This window comes from Dactylosporangium sp. CA-092794, from assembly GCF_050948465.1.
Classification (GTDB): Bacteria; Actinomycetota; Actinomycetes; order Mycobacteriales; family Micromonosporaceae; genus Dactylosporangium.
The window spans coordinates 10,408,578-10,425,375 of sequence record NZ_CP192044.1 but is presented as its reverse complement, the minus strand read 5'-3'; the positions used below and the strand labels follow the sequence as shown (position 1 = coordinate 10,425,375).

Annotated in this window: 13 protein-coding genes and 2 pseudogenes; 12 read left to right on the top strand and 3 right to left on the bottom strand. The window is 72.6% G+C overall.

Features of this window, described 5'->3' with window-relative positions; genetic code table 11:
* Window positions 1-2: 2 nt before the first annotated feature.
* Complete coding sequence (locus ACQPXD_RS44900; RefSeq protein ID WP_432829314.1) at window positions 3-1,502, bottom strand: carbohydrate binding domain-containing protein; 1,500 nt, start codon at window positions 1,500-1,502, stop codon at window positions 3-5.
* A gap of 69 nt (window positions 1,503-1,571) precedes the next feature.
* On the opposite strand from ACQPXD_RS44900, the gene ACQPXD_RS44895 reads away from it, so the two are divergent.
* On the top strand, window positions 1,572-2,405 hold the full coding sequence (locus tag ACQPXD_RS44895; protein WP_432829312.1) for a hypothetical protein: 834 nt from the start codon (window positions 1,572-1,574) through the stop codon (window positions 2,403-2,405).
* Between the two features lie 419 nt (window positions 2,406-2,824).
* Window positions 2,825-3,616, top strand: a pseudogene (locus tag ACQPXD_RS44890) (MinD/ParA family ATP-binding protein); the annotation flags it as partial.
* Here ACQPXD_RS44890 and ACQPXD_RS44885 read toward each other — a convergent pair.
* The gene (locus ACQPXD_RS44885; protein ID WP_432829310.1) at window positions 3,591-4,955 is read right to left on the bottom strand and encodes a transaminase; all 1,365 of its coding nucleotides are present in this window, start codon (window positions 4,953-4,955) and stop codon (window positions 3,591-3,593) included. The pseudogene ACQPXD_RS44890 and the gene ACQPXD_RS44885 sit on opposite strands and share 26 nt — an antisense overlap.
* A 51-nt stretch (window positions 4,956-5,006) precedes the next feature.
* Here ACQPXD_RS44885 and dnaE point away from each other — a divergent pair.
* Together dnaE and ACQPXD_RS44875 are read left to right on the top strand one after the other, a co-directional pair.
* A pseudogene (gene dnaE, locus ACQPXD_RS44880) lies at window positions 5,007-8,315 on the top strand (DNA polymerase III subunit alpha); the annotation flags it as partial.
* A 263-nt stretch (window positions 8,316-8,578) separates the two neighbouring features.
* Window positions 8,579-9,673 carry a hypothetical protein gene (locus ACQPXD_RS44875; RefSeq protein WP_432829308.1) on the top strand — a complete coding sequence of 365 codons (1,095 nt, stop codon included), beginning with the start codon at window positions 8,579-8,581 and terminating at the stop codon, window positions 9,671-9,673.
* A 641-nt stretch (window positions 9,674-10,314) separates the two neighbouring features.
* On the opposite strand, the gene ACQPXD_RS44870 is transcribed toward ACQPXD_RS44875, so the two are convergent.
* Entirely contained in the window at window positions 10,315-11,043 is a 729-nt protein-coding gene (locus tag ACQPXD_RS44870; protein ID WP_432829306.1) for an LON peptidase substrate-binding domain-containing protein, read from the bottom strand.
* A gap of 138 nt (window positions 11,044-11,181) precedes the next feature.
* On the opposite strand from ACQPXD_RS44870, the gene hisD reads away from it, so the two are divergent.
* The 8 genes from hisD to hisF are packed head-to-tail and all read left to right on the top strand — an operon-like array spanning window position 11,182 to window position 16,780.
* Complete coding sequence (hisD, locus tag ACQPXD_RS44865; RefSeq protein WP_432829304.1) at window positions 11,182-12,483, top strand: histidinol dehydrogenase; 1,302 nt, start codon at window positions 11,182-11,184, stop codon at window positions 12,481-12,483.
* Window positions 12,480-13,571 (top strand): histidinol-phosphate transaminase, encoded by a 1,092-nt coding sequence (locus tag ACQPXD_RS44860; RefSeq protein ID WP_432829302.1) that lies wholly within the window; start codon window positions 12,480-12,482, stop codon window positions 13,569-13,571. Before hisD ends, ACQPXD_RS44860 begins: the two co-directional genes overlap by 4 nt.
* The gene (gene hisB, locus ACQPXD_RS44855) at window positions 13,568-14,182 is read left to right on the top strand and encodes an imidazoleglycerol-phosphate dehydratase HisB (protein ID WP_432829300.1); all 615 of its coding nucleotides are present in this window, start codon (window positions 13,568-13,570) and stop codon (window positions 14,180-14,182) included. Before ACQPXD_RS44860 ends, hisB begins: the two co-directional genes overlap by 4 nt.
* A complete protein-coding gene (locus ACQPXD_RS44850) occupies window positions 14,179-14,322 on the top strand; it encodes a hypothetical protein (RefSeq protein ID WP_432829298.1) in 144 nt (47 codons plus the stop codon). Before hisB ends, ACQPXD_RS44850 begins: the two co-directional genes overlap by 4 nt.
* Window positions 14,323-14,332: 10 nt before the next feature.
* On the top strand, window positions 14,333-14,956 hold the full coding sequence (gene hisH / locus ACQPXD_RS44845) for an imidazole glycerol phosphate synthase subunit HisH (RefSeq protein WP_432829296.1): 624 nt from the start codon (window positions 14,333-14,335) through the stop codon (window positions 14,954-14,956).
* Between the two features lie 4 nt (window positions 14,957-14,960).
* Window positions 14,961-15,275 (top strand): hypothetical protein, encoded by a 315-nt coding sequence (locus ACQPXD_RS44840; RefSeq protein WP_432829294.1) that lies wholly within the window; start codon window positions 14,961-14,963, stop codon window positions 15,273-15,275.
* Window positions 15,276-15,293: 18 nt separating this feature from the next.
* A complete protein-coding gene (priA, locus tag ACQPXD_RS44835; RefSeq protein WP_432829292.1) occupies window positions 15,294-16,022 on the top strand; it encodes a bifunctional 1-(5-phosphoribosyl)-5-((5-phosphoribosylamino)methylideneamino)imidazole-4-carboxamide isomerase/phosphoribosylanthranilate isomerase PriA in 729 nt (242 codons plus the stop codon).
* A complete protein-coding gene (gene hisF / locus ACQPXD_RS44830) occupies window positions 16,019-16,780 on the top strand; it encodes an imidazole glycerol phosphate synthase subunit HisF (protein ID WP_432829290.1) in 762 nt (253 codons plus the stop codon). Before priA ends, hisF begins: the two co-directional genes overlap by 4 nt.
* Window positions 16,781-16,798 lie beyond the last annotated feature (18 nt).

Genomic DNA, 16,798 nt, shown 5'->3' with positions numbered 1-16,798 from the left:
GGCTACGCGAGCGTGACGTCGTCGACGTAGATGGTGCCGGTGCCGTACCAGCCGTGCACCCAGACCTTGATCGAGGTCGAGCTGCCGGTGGGTACGCTGACGGTCAGCTTCGTCCAGCCGGAGCCGCCCGGCGTCCAGTTGCTGACGTCGCCCGACGCCGTGGTGGCGCCCAGGAACGCGTAGCTGCCCTGCACCCAGGCGCTCAGGGTGTAGGTGTGGTTCGCCTGCACGGTGACCGTCTGGCTGCACTGCGCGTTGTCGGAGCTCGACGCGGCCGCCTTGAGGGCCTTGGTGCCGCCGTGGACGGGCGTGGAGACGATGCTGCACAGGCCGCCGGTCCATGGGGCCAGGCTGCCGGTCTCGAAGGTGCCGTTGATCAAACCGCCACCCGCGGGCGGGCTGGAGCTGGGGCTGCGGCTCGGGGTCGGGCTCGGGCTGCGCGACGGGCTGGGCGAGCCGGTGCCGCCGCCGGTGGTGAACGGCGCGAAGACGTGCGAGAAGGCCCAGGTGCTCTGCGAGACGCCGGAGCAGTTGTCCGCCGCCGCGCCGCCCGGGCAGCCGCCGTTGTCGCGCTGCAGCGCCCAGAACGACAGCTCCGCGATGCCCTGCTGGGTCGCCCAGCTGTAGACCGTGCTCGCGTCGGCGAGCGTGAACGTCTCGGCCGGGCCGAAGTCGTCGACGCCGATCATCTCGGTGACGCCGATCATGCTCCACAGCTGCGCGCTGGTCTTGCCCGGGTACAGCTGCTGCAGCTGGGTGTGCAGCCCGTTGGACGCCGTCTTGGTGTCGTTGGCCATCTGGTGCGACGCGTTGTCGTAGTAGTCGAAGGTCATCTGGTTGACGATGTCGACGCGCGCGTTGTTGGCCACCGCGTTCTGCAGGACCGCCAGGCCGCTCGGGGCGAGCCCGCTCGTGGTGGTCGGCAGCGTGTAGACGAACTGGATGGTCCGGCCGTTGGCCGCCGCCCAGTCCTCGACGATCTTGATGGCCTTGTTGCGCCGGTCGATGCCGGCGGTGTTGGTCAGCGAGTTGTCCTCGACGTCCAGGTCGATCCGGGTGACGTCGTAGGTGGTGATGACCTTCTCGAACTGCGCCGCGATCTGGTTGACGTCGGTGCAGCTGTCGGCGATCTCGGTGCCGCCGTTGTCGGCCGCGTAGCCGCCGAACGACGGGATGACGTCCCCGCCGCGGGAGCGGATCGCGGTGATGTCGCTGCCGAACGTCGAGTTCGCGATCGGCATGCCGGTGTCGCCGTTCCAGTACACGGTGCACGAGCCCCGGCCGGCGGTCTGGATGAACGCCAGCGTGAGGTACTTGTCGCCGGACTGCTGCGAGAGCCCGTTGAGGCTGTCGCCGTTGTACGCCTCGAAGTACGGGGCGAACACGTGGGCCGGGATGGCGGTCGCCGCCTGGGCGGACGGCGCGACCGCGAGGACGACCCCGGCCGCGGTGAGCGCGACCGCGGCGGCTCCGACCGCACGGATCGTGGTCGATCTGCGCATGGGACCTCTTTCCGGTGGGGGTGGGCGGCTTCTATTAGGAAACCTTCCTGATAGAAATCCTTCACTCGGGTGAATGTCAAGACCCCGTGCGTCACCCCCGCGGGGTCGCTGTGCGACCCTGGCGGGGCGATGAAGCGGCTCCAGCAACTCGACCAGCGCCTGCTCCCGCCGGTCGGCGACGTGCTCGCCCGGATCTTCCGGGGCGCCGTGCGGCTGCGCGTGTTCACCGCCGTCGTGGGGGTGCTCGCGGTGACCGCGACGCTGCTCGCCGTGCACCGGCCGGGCCCGCCGCGCAGCGACCCGTCGCTCGGCGACGTGGTGCGCGCCGGGGTGCCGCAGGGCGGGTCGATCCCGGCGTACGTGCAGGCCGGCCGGGACGAGCTGGCCGGGCTGACCGGCGACGCGCCGGTCTACGCGCTCGTGTCGTTCACCGCCTACCTGGCGCCCGATCGGCTCACTCCGGTGCTCGCGGACGTCTCCGTGTCGAGCGTCTTCGCCCGGGTACCCCTGCCAAAGACTCAGACGGAACTCGTGCGGCTCGGGGCATTTCGGGTGCCCGACGACGTGATCGCGGCGATGGACGACACCGCGCGGCGCAAGAGCGACGATGCGCAGCATTACCGCGACCTGCTCGCCCGGGCCGACGGCGCGCCGAGCGAGCAGCGCGACGTCTACCTCTCCGGGGCGATCGTGGCCGATCAGGAGGCCACCGCCTACCGCGAGCACTGCTCGTGCGTGTACGCCGCCGTCGTCTCTGCCGCCCCGGCCGCCCTGCGGGCCGTCGCCGCCCGGCCCGAGACCCGGGTTGTGGATCCGATCACCGATTTGCAACGCCTCGATCGCGCGGTGTTCCTCCCACCGCTGCCCGAGCAGGCCACGGTCGCCGCGCCGGTCGGGTCCTGAGCGATATCCCTTCGGCCTGTCGTGCAGTTGATGCAGGGGATGGGCTCGTAGGTGTGGTCCGAATACCGTTCGGTCCGTAGCCTGGAGCACGGGTGTCCGCGCGCAGGGGTGAGGGAGGGCCAGTCGTGGCTGAGCGGGCCGACGCCGGGTGGGACAGTTCGGCGGAGCCGGCTCCCCGCTGGCGCTCGCTACTCGATCGCGCGCTGCTGGGCCGGGCCAGCCCGGGTGATCTGGATTACGACGGCCGGTTCGGGCGCCCCACGGAGGCGTATCCGCCCGCCCGGCCTTACGATGACGAGCCAATGCAACCGAGCAACGGCATCCGACCCTTCGATGCGCCGCCCCGCTCCGACGGGCCCGCACGCCGCGGCCCGACCGTCGAGTATCAGCCGCGCACGGCCGACCCGACCGAGCAGATGGTGCAGGTCCTGCGCCAGGAGATCCCCACCCCGAAGGTCCTCGCCTTCGCCAACCCCAAGGGCGGCGTGCACAAGACGACCGCGACCGTGCTGACCGCCGCCACCATCGGCAGCGTCCGCGGCAAGGGCGTCATCGCGTGGGACGACAACGAGCTGCGCGGCACGCTCGGCCTGCGGGCCGGCAGCGCGCGGCACGCCCGCACGATCCGGCACCTGATCGCCGACCTGGTGCGGGTGGAGAACGCGAGCGGCTACGACCTCTACGACATGCTCGACGACTACCTGCGCCACGCCTCCGACGGCTCCTACGACGTGCTCGCCGGCGAGGAGAACCCGCGCTTCGCGCAGCGGCTCGACCCGCACACCGTGCGGCGCGTGCTGGAGCTGCTGCGTCGCACCCACGACGTGATCTGCGTCGACACCGGCAACAACGTCGAGAGCCCCAACTGGCAGACCGTCCTGCAGACCGCCGACCAGCTGGTCGTCACCAGCGTGCCGCGCGAGGACGCCGCGTTCACCGCCGACTGGATGCTCGACCTGCTCGACGAGGCCGGCATGGAGGAGCTGGTCGCCAACGCGGTGACGCTGCTGTCCTGCCCCACGCCCAACCCGACGCCGCTCATCGACGACCTGGCCGGGCACTTCCGCACCCGGACCCGGGCCGTGGTCGTCGTGCCCTATGACCCGGCGCTGGAGAGCGGCTCCAACATCGAGTATCCGATGCTGGCGCCGGCGACCAAGCGGGCCTGGCTGCGGGCGGCGGCCGTCATGATGGATCCGTATGCTCGGTGAGCTCCCCGACCGCGTCCGCGAACACCCGCTCGTGGTGCTCGATCTGCGCCGTCGTGGTCGCCGGTGACATGAGCGCCATGTTGTGGAACGGGGTGAGCAGGATGCCCCGGTTCGCCAGATATACGTGGAGATAATCCTCGAGTTCCGCGTCGGTTGCCTGGTTTGCTTCGGTACCCGTCCTGGGCGCCGGTTTCGCGAACCTGTACTCGACCCTTGCCCCTAGCCTGGTCACCGACCACTGCAGTTGGTTGGCGTCAATGATTTTTTGCGTGCCTTGCTGGAAATGTTGCGCTAGATCGGACATTTTGCGAAATGTCGGATCTGTGAGAACGTGCTCCAGGGTGGCGCGGGTGGCGGCGATCGACAGCGCGTTGCCGGCGAGGGTGCCGCCCACGCCGCCCATGTCGATGAGGTCGAGGCCCTCCATGCGCTCGATGGCCGTCGCCATCTCCTCCGACAGCCCGTAGGCCGCGGCCGGGATGCCGCCGCCGATCGCCTTGCCGATGGTCACCACGTCGGGCTCCAGGCCCCACGCGCCGGTGGCCCCGCCCGGGCCGGCGCAGAACGTGTGGGTCTCGTCGTTGACCAGGTACGTCCCGTATTGGCGGGTCAGCCGGCGTACCCCGGCCAGATAGCCGGGCTCGGGGAGCACGATGCCGATGTTGGTCAGGGCCGGCTCCATCACCACCGCGGCCACGTCGCCGTGGGCCAGTTCCCGCTCCAGCCCGTCCAGGTCGTTGTACTCGGCGACCCGGCTGGTCGTGGTCACGTCGACCGGCGCGCCGACGTTGCCCTCCCGGCTGCGTGCCTGGCCCGCTTCCAGGACGATCAGCGACTCGTCGACCGAGCCGTGGTAGCAGTAGCTGTTGAACAGGATCTTCGGCCGGCCGCTCAGCGCCCGCAGCAGGCGGATCGCCCAGCGGTTGGCGTCGGTCGCGGTCAGCGCGAAGCTCCACCGGGTCACCCCGAAGCGCCGGGTCAGCTCGGCGCCGACCCAGGCCGCGTCCGGCGTCGGCAGCATCGCGCAGGCCCCGCCGAGCGTGTCGAAGCGTTCCCGGACCGCGGCGACGACCGGCTCGGGGGAGTGACCGGCCATGGCGGCGGTGTCGCCGAGGCTGAAGTCGGTGTACTCGTGCCCGTCGAGATCGGTGACCAGCGCCCCGCGGGCCGCGGCCAGGTAGAGCGGGAAGCCGGCCGCGGCCTTGTTCATCCAGGTCATCGGTACCCGGCCGAAGAGGTGACCGGCCCGGTCGTACTCGGCCCGGGAGCGCGGGTTGCGCGCGGCGAAGGCGGCTCGCTCGCGGCGCAGCAGCGCGCCGAGCCGGTCACGATCGATCATGCGATGCAGTGTGCCGCAAAAATGTCGTACCCCGGAGATAGATTCGGGGCCGTGGGGGAGTCCTTCGTTCATCTGCACGTGCACACCGAGTATTCGATGCTCGACGGTGCGGCGCGGCTGGGCCCGCTGCTCGGCGAGGCGGCCCGGCTCGGCCAGCCCGCGCTGGCCATGACCGACCACGGCAACATGTTCGGCGCCCACGACTTCCACCACCAGGCCGTGCGGGCCGGCATCAAGCCGATCCTCGGCGTGGAGGCGTATCTGACCCCCGGCACCAACCGCTCCGATCGCACCCGCGTGCGCTGGGCCGACGGCGGGGAGAACGACGTCTCCGGCGGCGGCGCCTACACCCACCTCACGCTGCTCGCCGCCGACGCCGGCGGCCTGCGCAACCTGTTCCGGCTCTCGTCCCTGTCCAGCCTGGAGGGCTATTTCTACAAGCCGCGCGCCGACCGGGAGCTGCTGCAGCGCTTCGCCGGGGGCGTCATCGCCACCACCGGCTGCCCGTCCGGGGAGATCCAGACCTGGCTGCGCATCGGCGACTTCGAGCGGGCCTGCGCCGCGGCCGGCGAGCTGCGCGACATCTTCGGCGCCGGCAACCTCTATCTGGAGCTCATGGACCACGGCCTGGAGATCGAGCGGCGGGTCCGGGCCGACCTGCTGCGCCTGGGCCGGCGCCTCGGGCTGACCCCGGTGGCCACCAACGACCTGCACTACACGTTCGCCGGCGACGCCGACGCGCACGAGGCCCTGCTCGCGGTGCAGTCGGCCACCACGCTCGCCGACCCCAAGCGGTTCAAGTTCGACGCCCGCGACTTCTATCTCAAGTCCGCGACGGAGATGCGCCGCCTGTGGGACGCCGAGGTCCCCGGCGCCTGCGACGCCACCCTCGCCATCGCCGAGCGGATCGGCGACTATGCCGAGGTCTTCGCCCCGCGCAGCCTCATGCCGAGCTTCCCGGTCCCGGCCGGCGAGACCGAGGACTCGCACCTGCGCGCCGAGGTCGCCCAGGGCCTGGCCCGCCGCTATCCCGGCGGCGTGCCCGCCGAGCACGCCCGGCAGGCCGGCTACGAGCTGTCCGTGATCACCGGGGCCGGCCTCGCCGGCTACTTCCTCGTCGTGGCCGACCTGGTCGCGCACGCCCACCGGGAGGGCATCCGGGTCGGCCCGGGCCGCGGCTCGGCGGCCGGCTCGCTGGTCGCATACTCCCTCGGCATCACCGAGCTCGACCCGCTCGCGCACGGGCTGCTCTTCGAGCGCTTCCTCAATCCGGAGCGGCCGAGCATGCCCGACATCGACATGGACTTCGACGAGCGCCGGCGCGGCGAGATGATCCGCTACGCGACCGAGCAGTATGGCGCCGACCGGGTGTCGCAGATCATCACCTACGGCACGATCAAGGCCAAGGCCGCGATCAAGGACGCCGCCCGGGTGCTGGGCTTCCCGTTCTCCCTCGGCGAGCGGATCAGCAAGGCGGTGCCGCCGCCGGTGCTCGGGCGCGACATGCCGCTGTCGGGGGTGTTCGATCCGGCGCACTCGCGGTTCAAGGAAGGCGGCGAGCTGCGCCGGCTGTATGAGTCCGAGCCGGAGGTGCGCACCGTCGTCGACACCGCCCGCGGGCTGGAGGGGCTCAAGCGCCAGTGGGGCGTGCACGCCGCCGGGGTCATCCTGTCCCGCGAGCCGCTGCTCGACGTGCTGCCCATCCAGCGGCGCGAGCAGGACGGCGCGATCATCACGCAGTGGGACATGGGCGCGTGCGAGGCCATGGGCCTGCTCAAGATGGACTTCCTCGGCCTGCGCAACCTCACGATCCTCGACGACGCGCTCGAGGCCATCCAGCACAACCGCGGCATCGACGTGGTGATCGAGGACGCGCCGCTCGACGACCAGCCGACCTATGAGCTGCTCGCCCGCGGCGACACCCTCGGCGTCTTCCAGTTCGACGCGGCGCCGGTCCGCCAGTTGCTGCGCGCCATGGTGCCCGACAGCTTCGCCGACATCTCCGCGGTCGGCGCGCTCTATCGCCCGGGCCCGATCGCCGCGAACGCCCACAACGAGTATGCCGACCGCAAGAACGGCCGCCGCCCGGTCACCCCGATCCACCCGGAGCTGGCCGAGCCCCTGGCCGGCATCCTCGACGACACCTATGGCCTGATCGTCTACCAGGAGCAGGTCATGGCGATCGCCCAGCGGGTCGCCGGCTATACGCCGGGCGCCGCCGACCGGCTGCGCCGGGCCATGGGCAAGAAGAAGAAGGAGATCCTCGACGAGGAGTTCACGCTGTTCGCGCCGGCGATGCGCGAGCGCGGCTACTCCGACGGCGCGATCCGCACCCTGTGGGACATCCTGGTGCCGTTCTCCGACTACGCGTTCAACAAGGCGCACAGCGTGGCCTATGGGCTGGTCGCCTACTGGACGGCGTATCTCAAGGCCAACTTCCCCGCCGAGTACATGAGCGCTTTGCTCACCTCGGTCGGCGGCGACAAGGACCGCTCCGCCGTCTACCTCGCCGAGTGCCGGCACATGGGCATCCGGGTCCTGCCGCCCGACGTCAACTCCTCGCAGGGCCGCTTCGCCGCCGACGGCACCGACATCCGCTTCGGCCTCGGCGCCATCCGCAACGTCGGCCCCGCCGCCGTCGAGGCGATCATCCGGGCCCGCCGCGAGCGCGGCCCCTACACCGACTTCTACGACTTCCTGGCCAAGGTCGACCAGGTCGTCTGCAACCGCAAGACCATCGAGTCGCTGATCAAGGCCGGCGCCTTCGACTCCCTCGGCCACTCCCGCCGCGGCCTGCTCAGCGTCCACGCCGACGCCCTCGATGCGGTCATGAGCGTCAAGCGCAACGAGGCCATGGGCCAGTTCGACCTGTTCGGCGCGCCGCTCATGTCCGCCCCGCCGGTCCCGGCCATGGAGTGGGACAAGCCGGAGCGCTTAGCCTTCGAGCGCGAGATGCTCGGCCTCTACGTCTCCGACCACCCGCTGCGCGGCCTGGAGCACGTGCTGCGCGCCGCCGCCGACCGCCCGATCTCCGCCCTCGCCGAGGACGGCGCCGTCCCCGACGGCGCCGCGGTCCGCCTGGCCGGCATCCTCTCCGGCGTCCTGCGCCGCGTCACCCGCCAGGGCCGCCCCTGGGCCTCGGCCACCCTGGAGGACCTCGACGGCAGTGTCGAGGTGATGTTCTTCCCCGACACCTACGAGCTGGTCGACCAGTGGGTCGCCGAGGACGCCGTGGTGGCCGTGAAGGGCCGCGTCGACCGCCGCGAGGAGGCCCCCCGCCTGATGGCCACCGACCTGACCCTGCCCGACCTCACCCTCCCCCCACCTCCCTCACCGGTGGGCAGCCCTTTGCCCGCCTCGCCCGCGGGCGGCTCTTCGGATGAGTTGCCCGCGGCGGCGGCCGGCATCTTGGGCGCGTCCGCCGATCCACCCAACGGCCCGCCCGCTAAGGCAGCCGCCGCCGATCCGCCCGCAGACTCACCCACCACCGCGGCCGACGCATCTGTGGCGTCGGGTGGGTCGGCCGCCGCCCTGGCTTCGCCGCCGGCCGCGGCGGGGCCGCCGGGCGGGAGCGGCCCTGACTCGCTTGCCGGGATGGGCGCGACGCCTGGCAGGATGGGAGCGTGAGCATCGCCCCCACCTCGCCGGTCGAACAGCCGGAGGCTCCTCAGCCTGCCCGCGTGCCGATCGGGCGGGAGGTGCTGTTCGCCCTGATAGCGGCCGTGGTCGTGACCGCGCTGGGCGCGCCGCTGGGGCTGCTCTGGTCGCGGGTGGCGCCGCAGGTCGAGCTGGTCCAGACGCAGTATGGCCCGTATCCGATCGAGCCGGAGCCCGAGGGCTACTGGGCCGACGACGGCTGGTTCATCCTGATGTCGATCGGCATGGGCATCATCCTCGCGGTCGCCGCCTGGCTGCTGCTGCGCCGCTACCGCGGCCCGATCGTCCTGGCCGGCCTGGTCGTGGGCTCCGCCGCCGCCTCGGTCCTGGGCGCCTGGCTCGGCAACAAGATCGGCTACGCCCACTACCTCGACCTCGCCGCCCACGCCCCGGTCGACACCCACATCTTCCGCCCGGTGAAGCTCCGCACGGGCACGTCCAGCCTGGCCTTCGGCTTCCTGCCGTGGGTCCGCGGCACGATGCTGATCCAGGCCTTGGCCACCGCCGCCGTGTATACGGCCTTGGCCGGCTTCCACGCCTCCCCGACCCTGCGCTACGAAACGATGCCGCAGGACCTCCTCGACCCGCCGCCGCCCACCACCCCCGACCAAGCCCACCCCGACCAAGCCCACCCCGACGCTTCCGCGCCGCCGCGGGCCGACGCCGGCCCCGACACTTCCACCCCGCAGTGGGACGCGCGGCCCGACGCCTCCGCGCCGCAGTGGGAAGCTCGCCCGGATGCCTCCGCGCCCCGGCGGGATGCTCAGCCCGACGCGTCCGTGCCGCAGTGGGACGCTGGTCCTGACGCTTCCGCGCCGTGGCGGGGCGCCGACTCCGGCTCGCCCGTTCCCGGCCAGCCCGACGCGTCAGTCCCCGAATCTTCTGCCCGCGAATCTTCTGCGCCCGGATCTTCCGCGCCCGGTTACTCACCGCCTGGCTCGTCCGAGCCTGACTCCTCGGCGCCGGGTTCGGCCGGGCAGGGGCCCAATGGCCATTCCAAACCGGGTTCCATCTGGGCGGATCCCGGCGTAGCGCAGGCGTCCGACCAACCGCACTCCTGACGTCTTCGTTTCATCCGGAACCGCCGTTCCGGCGGGCTCCGCTGCGCTGCGCTGCCACCGATCATCGCCAGTGCCACCCCGGGCTCGGTGCGACCGAAAGTCTCCGTGATCATGCCCAACCCACCACCGCCACCACGGGTTTCTCATGATCACGGAGTGAACATGTACACCTGTGTACCAAATGTCTCCGCGATCATGCCGAACTCGTGGTGCGGCCGTGGCAACACGCATGATCACGGATACATCCTGCTCACCCGGGGCCACGACGGCCGCGGACACGCGCGGTGGTCACCGACGCCGCCAGCCGTCTGGCTCGGAGTGGTCGCCGGCAATGGCCACCGCGGCGCGCCGCCACTTCGGGCCTGGTCGCCGCCGGTCGCGCCCGCCGCGCATACCCACCCCGCCCGCCCGTGCCGCCCGCCTACCCCGCCCGCCCGTGCCGCCCGCCTACCTCGCCCGCGCGCGCTGCCCGCCTACCTCGCCCGCGCGCTGCCCGCCTACCTCGCCCGCGCGCTGCCCGCCTACCTCGCCCGCGCGCGCTGCCCGCCTACCTCGCCCGCCCGCCTGCGCCGTCGACGCCGCGGGGCTGCCGCACATCGGCGGCCTCGACCGTGGCGGCGTGGGCGGCGGGGTGGGGTGGGTCAGTTTGGGCTGGAGGGGACGGCCAGGTCGGTCAGGGCCACCGGGACGGCGCGGACCTGGGCGAGCAGGGCCGCCTCGCGGCGGAGGAGGGCGCGTTCGGCCTTCAGGCGGCTGGTCGTGTCCGGTTCGGCCAGCAGAGCCTGGCGGTCCTCCAAGGTGAGTGACGCGGTCGCCGCCACCAGGTGGGACAGGACCGTGGGGTCGTCGGGGAGCTGTTCGCCGTCGTTGTCGGCGCGGACCGCGCGCAAGTAGTCCTGGTAGGCGGCGAGCACCCCGGCGGCCAGCTCACCCTCGCGGTCTGGCTCGCCCTTGGGCTCGGGGAGCCACTCGATCTCGCCGGTCAGGTACGGGGTGTCGTTGCGGGCCAGGCCCAGCAGGCGGAACCGCCGGCGGCCGACCGTCATCAGGTCGAAGCGGCCGTCGGGGAGCTCCGTGATCTGGCGGATCTCCGCGGCGCAGCCGACCTCGTACAGGGACAGCGACTCGCCGGCCGTGATCGACGCGTCGGCCGCCTCGGTCTGCCGGCCCACCTCCCAGCCGCGGCGGATCGCCACCACCCCGAACTCGCGGGGCAGGCTCGCCGGGAGCTCGGTGAGGTGCTGCACGAGGGTGCGGTACCGCGGCTCGAACACGTGCAGCGGCAGCACCAAGCCGGGAAACAGCACCGTGCCCAGCGGAAAGAGCGGCAGGAGCGTCCGCGTGCGCTCCGGTTCGTTCGGTGCCTCCACGAGCCGAAGCGTAACCGAGCGCGGCGCGGCGGGCCCCTCAGGACAGGGTCCGGAAAAGGGAGCACGGCGAAGATCCGACAGCCCGCAAGGCGGGACGGCGACGCATAAGCGCTGGCGGCGCCGAATAGACTCGCAAGGGTGTTGAACCGGATCGACCTGCGCGGCTCCGCCGAGGACCCGCGCCGACTGCTGCCCCGCGCCGCGATCGACGTGTCCGTCGCCACCGAGCAGGTGCGCCCGACCGTCGAGGCCGTCCGTGAGCATGGCGCCGGCGCCATCCGCGAGGCCACGCGGCGTTTCGACGGCATCGACGTCAAACAGCTGCGGGTGCCCGCCGAGGAGATCGAGCGGGCCGAGGCCGAGCTCGACCCCGCGGTGCGGGCGGCCCTGATGGAGTCGATCGCGCGGGCCCGCAAGGTGCACGCCGACCAGCGGCGCGCCGAGGTCACCACGGTGCTCGCCGAGGGCGGCACGGTGACCCAGCGCTGGCTGCCGGTCGGCCGGGTCGGGCTGTATGTGCCGGGCGGCCTGGCCGTCTACCCCTCCAGCGTGGTGATGAACGTGGTGCCCGCGCAGGCGGCGGGGGTCGCCTCGATCGCCGTCACCAGCCCGCCGCAGAAGGACACCGGGCTGCCCAACCGCAACATCCTGGCGGCCTGCGCGCTGCTCGGGGTGGACGAGGTCTACGCGGCCGGCGGCGCCCAGGCGATCGCGATGTTCGGCTACGGCTTCAGCGACGAGGAGCCGGCCTGCGTGCCGGTCGACATGATCACCGGGCCGGGGAACATCTGGGTGACGGCGGCCAAGCGGATGCTGCGCGGGACCGTGGGCATCGACGCCGAGGCCGGGCCGACCGAGATCGCGATCCTCGCCGACGACAGCGCCGACCCGCGGCACGTGGCGGCCGACCTGATCAGCCAGGCCGAGCACGACCCCCTGGCGGCCAGCGTCCTCGTGACGACCTCGCCCGAGCTCGCCGACGCGGTCGACGCCGAGGTGGCCCGGCAGGTCGCCGCGACCAAGCACCTGGAGCGGGTGACCGACGCGCTGAGCGGGCCGCAGTCCGCGACGGTGCTGGTCGGCGACCTGGCGCAGGGGCTGCGGGTGGTCGACGCCTACGCGGCGGAGCACCTGGAGATCCAGACCCGCGATCCGCGGGCGGTGGCGGAGCGGGTGCGCAACGCCGGGGCGATCTTCGTCGGGGCCTGGTCGCCGGTGTCGCTCGGCGACTACTGCGCCGGCTCCAACCACGTGCTGCCGACCGGCGGCTGCGCGCGGCACTCGTCCGGGCTGTCGACGCAGACGTTCCTGCGCGGCGTGCAGCTGATCGAATACTCGCAGGACGCGCTCGAGCAGGTCGCCCCGCACGTGGTCGCGCTGTCCGACGCCGAGGACCTGCCCGCGCACGGCGCCGCGGTGAAGATCCGGTTCGGCGCATGACGACCCTCGACGACCTGCCGCTGCGCGACGAGCTGCGCGGGATGTCGCCTTACGGCGCGCCTCAGCTCGAGGTGGCCGTACGGCTGAACACCAACGAGAACTCGTATCCGGTGCCCGACGCCGCGGTCGCCGAGATGGAGAAGGCCCTCGCCGGGGTTCTGCGCGACCTCAACCGGTATCCGGACCGCGACGCGATGGCGCTGCGCACCGACCTGGCCGAGTATTTGAGCCGTGCGACAAACGGTCCCAGCCTGACCTGGCGCAGCCTCTGGGCGGCCAATGGCTCCAACGAGATCCAGCAGCAGCTGCTGCAGACCTTCGCCGGGCCGGGGCGCACCGCGCTGGGGTTCACGCCGTCGTATTCGATGCATCCGCTGCTGGCCGCCGGCACCGGCACCGCCTGGATCGACGGGCGGCGCGCCGACGACTACACGCTGAGCGCCGAGCACGCGGTCGCCAAGGTCCGCGAGCACCGGCCCGACCTGGTGTTCCTCTGCTCGCCGAACAACCCGACCGGCACCGCCCTGCCGCTGGAGGTGGTCGAGGCGGTCGCCGAGGCGGCCGAGGGCATCGTCGTGGTGGACGAGGCGTATGCCGAGTTCGCCCGCGAGGGGACCGTGTTCGCGCTGAGCCTGCTCGAGCGGTACCCCCGGCTGGTCGTGACCCGCACGATGAGCAAGGCGTTCGCGCTGGCCGGCGGGCGGGTCGGCTACCTGGCCGCGGATCCGGCCGTCGTCGACGCGGTGCAGCTGGTTCGCCTGCCGTACCATCTCAGCGCCATGACCCAGGCGGTCGCCCGGGCGGCGCTGGCGCACACCGACGCCCTGCTGTCCACCGTCGACGCGGTGAAGACCCAGCGCGACCGGATCGTGACGACGCTGCGCGGCTGGGGCCTGCCGGTCGCCGACAGCGACGCCAACTTCGTGTTCTTCGGCGCGCCGCGCGGCGACAGCAAGGGCGTCTGGCAGGCCCTGCTCGACCGGGGCGTGCTGATCCGCGACGTCGGCCTGCCCGGCCGGCTGCGCGTCACCGCCGGCACGCCGGAGGAGACCGACGCCTTCCTGAACGCACTCGAGGAGCTGCTGTGAGCCGTACCGCCCGAATCGAGCGCGTCACCAAGGAGACCAAGGTGCTCGTCGAGCTCGACCTCGACGGCACCGGGGTGGGCGAGATCTCCACCGGCGTGGGCTTCTACGACCACATGCTCAACCAGATCGCCAAGCACGGCGGGTTCGACCTGCGGGTGCACACCGTCGGCGACCTGGAGATCGACGCGCACCACACCGTCGAGGACACCGCGCTCGCGCTCGGCGCCGCGTTCGCCGAGGCGCTCGGGGACAAGGCCGGCGTGACGCGGTACGGCCACGCCCAGGTCCCGCTCGACGAGGTGCTCGCCTCGGCGGTGGTCGACCTGTCCGGCCGCCCGTATGTGGTGCACGACGAGCCGGCGAACATCGCCCCGCACATCGGCGGCAACTACCCGACCAGCCTGACCCGCCACATCTGGGAGTCGTTCGGACACGCGGCGCGGGTGACGCTGCACGTGAGCATCCTGCGGGCCGGCCGGGCCGGTGCCCAGCCCGACGCGCACCACATCGTGGAGGCGCAGTTCAAGGCGGTCGCCCGGGCCCTGCGCCAGGCGTGTGCGATCGACCCGCGCAATGCCGGCGCCGTGCCCAGCACCAAGGGCGCGCTGTGAGCATCGCCCTGCTCGCGCTCTCCGGCGTGCTGCTCGGCGGCGCGCTGTCGCTGCGGCAGCAGAGCAAGTCCAAGGTGCCGTTCGTGATCACGCTGCTGCTCGCCGCGCTGTCGGCGGCCGGCGGCCTGCTGTGGCTGTAAGGGGGTAACCGTGGCGAAACGGGTCGTGATTCTCGACTACGGCTCGGGCAACCTCCGCTCCGCGGAGCGGGCCGTCGCCCGGGTCGGCGCCGACGTCGAGGTCACCGCGGATCTGGGCAAGGCGGCGCGGGCCGACGGGCTGGTGGTGCCGGGCGTGGGCGCCTACGCGGCGTGCATGGCCGGCATCGAGGCGCTCGGGGCCGGTCCGGCGATCGCCGAGCGGGTCCGCTCGGGCGCGCCCGTGCTCGGCATCTGCGTCGGCATGCAGATCCTCTTCGCCTCCGGCGAGGAGCACGGCGTGGTCACCAAGGGCCTGGGCCTGGCGCCCGGCGCGGTGACCCGGCTGCAGGCCCCGGTGGTGCCGCACATGGGCTGGAACACGGTGACCTGGCCGCGGGACACGGTGCTCGGCGCCGGCCTGCCGGAGGGCACCCGGTTCTACTTCGTGCACTCGTATGCCCCGACCGTGACCGACGCGCAGGCGGAGGCCGGCGTGCGGGTGGCCACGACGGTGCACGGGGAGCCGTTCGTCGCGGCCTTCGAGACCGACGTGCTGCGCGCGACGCAGTTCCACCCGGAGAAGTCCGGCGACGCCGGAGCGACCTTGCTGGCCAACTGGCTCGGGACGCTGTGACGCGGTGAGCAAGGAACGGGCGAAGCGGCGCGCGCTCCTGGAGGCCGAGCGGGCCGCGCGCATGCGGCGCAACGAGCGTAAACGGGCCCGCCGGGCGGCGCTGCGGCGGCTGGTGCCGAAGGTGCGCGTCGGCCGCACCGGTAAGCTGTTCGCGCGCCGGTCCCGCGCGCAGCGGTCGGTGATCGTCACCCTCGTGCTGGTGGCCCTGGTTCTGGTGTGGCTGTTCATACCCTCGACGTCCGCCCGGATCGGCATCAGCGCCCTCATCATCGTCGCCACCCCGGCGCTCACCGTGCTCGTCCTCGATCGCCGTATTTGACCCGGAGGCTCCCGAACCATGGCTCTGCAGCTCCTGCCCGCCGTCGACGTCGCCGACGGCCAGGCGGTCCGTCTCGTCCAGGGCGCCGCCGGCAGCGAAACCACCTACGGCGACCCGCTCGAGGCGGCCCTGTCCTGGCAGCGGCAGGGCGCGGAGTGGATTCACCTCGTGGACCTCGACGCCGCCTTCGGCCGTGGCTCCAACGCGACGCTGCTCGCCGACGTGGTGCGCCGCCTCGACTGCCAGGTCGAGCTCTCCGGCGGCATCCGCGACGAGGCCTCGCTGAAGGCGGCGCTGTCCACCGGCGCGACCCGGGTCAACCTCGGCACCGCGGCGCTGGAGAACCCGGACTGGTGCGACCACGTCTGCGCCACCTACGGCGAGCAGGTCGCGGTCGGCCTCGACGTGCGCGGCCACCAGCTCGCCGCGCGCGGCTGGACGAAGGAGGGCGGCGACCTGTTCGAGGTCCTCGACCGCCTGGAGCGGGCCGGCTGCGCCCGCTACGTGGTCACCGACGTGATGCGCGACGGCACGCTGACCGGCCCCAACCTGACCCTGCTGCTGGAGGTGACCGGCCGGACCAAGCGGCCGGTGATCGCCAGCGGCGGCGTGTCGAAGCTCGACGACCTGCGCCAGCTGGGCTCGCTGCAGCCGGCCGGGGTCGAGGGCGTGATCGTGGGTAAGGCGCTGTACTCGGGGGCGTTCACCGTCGCGGAGGCGCTGCAGGCACTGAAGGAGTCGGAATGACGGTCGCGGTGCGGGTGATCCCCTGCCTGGACGTGGACGCCGGGCGGGTGGTCAAGGGCGTCAACTTCGCCAACCTGCGCGACGCCGGCGACCCGGTCGAGCTGGGCGCGGCCTACGACGCGGCCGGCGCCGACGAGCTGGTGTTCCTCGACGTCACCGCCTCCTCCGACGGGCGCGCCACGATGCTCGACGTGGTGCGGCGCACCGCCGAGACCGTGTTCATCCCGCTGACCGTCGGCGGCGGCGTGCGTACCGTGGCCGACGTCGACACGCTGCTGCGGGCCGGCGCGGACAAGGTCGGCGTCAACACCGCCGCGATCGCCCGGCCGGAGCTGATCGCGGAGATCGCGCAGCGCTTCGGCAACCAGGTGCTGACCCTGTCGCTGGACGTGCGCCGGGCGTCGGGGCAGCCGAGCGGCTTCGAGGTGACCACGCACGGCGGCCGGCGCGGCGCCGGGATCGACGCGGTGGAGTGGGCGGCCCGGGTGGCCGAGCTCGGCGCCGGGGAGATCCTGCTCAACTCGATGGACGCGGACGGTACCAAGGACGGCTTCGACCTGGAGCTCATCCAAGCGGTGCGGGCGGTCGTCACGATCCCGGTGATCGCCAGCGGCGGCGCCGGGAAGGTCGGGGACTTCGCCCCGGCGGTCGGGGCCGGCGCCGACGCGGTGCTCGCGGCCAGCGTCTTCCACTTCGGCGACCTGGCCATCGGCGACGTGAAGGTAGCGCTGCGCGAGGCCGGCTACCCGGTGCGGTAGGCGGCCGGCCTCACGACA

Coding starts and splice junctions, on each gene's coding strand:
- hisF (WP_432829290.1), top strand. CDS start 16,019: ATGACGGTCGCGGTGCGGGTGATCCCCTGCCTGGACGTGGACGCCGGG.
- ACQPXD_RS44885 (WP_432829310.1), bottom strand. CDS start 4,955: ATGATCGATCGTGACCGGCTCGGCGCGCTGCTGCGCCGCGAGCGAGCC.
- ACQPXD_RS44860 (WP_432829302.1), top strand. CDS start 12,480: ATGACGACCCTCGACGACCTGCCGCTGCGCGACGAGCTGCGCGGGATG.
- ACQPXD_RS44900 (WP_432829314.1), bottom strand. CDS start 1,502: ATGCGCAGATCGACCACGATCCGTGCGGTCGGAGCCGCCGCGGTCGCG.
- priA (WP_432829292.1), top strand. CDS start 15,294: ATGGCTCTGCAGCTCCTGCCCGCCGTCGACGTCGCCGACGGCCAGGCG.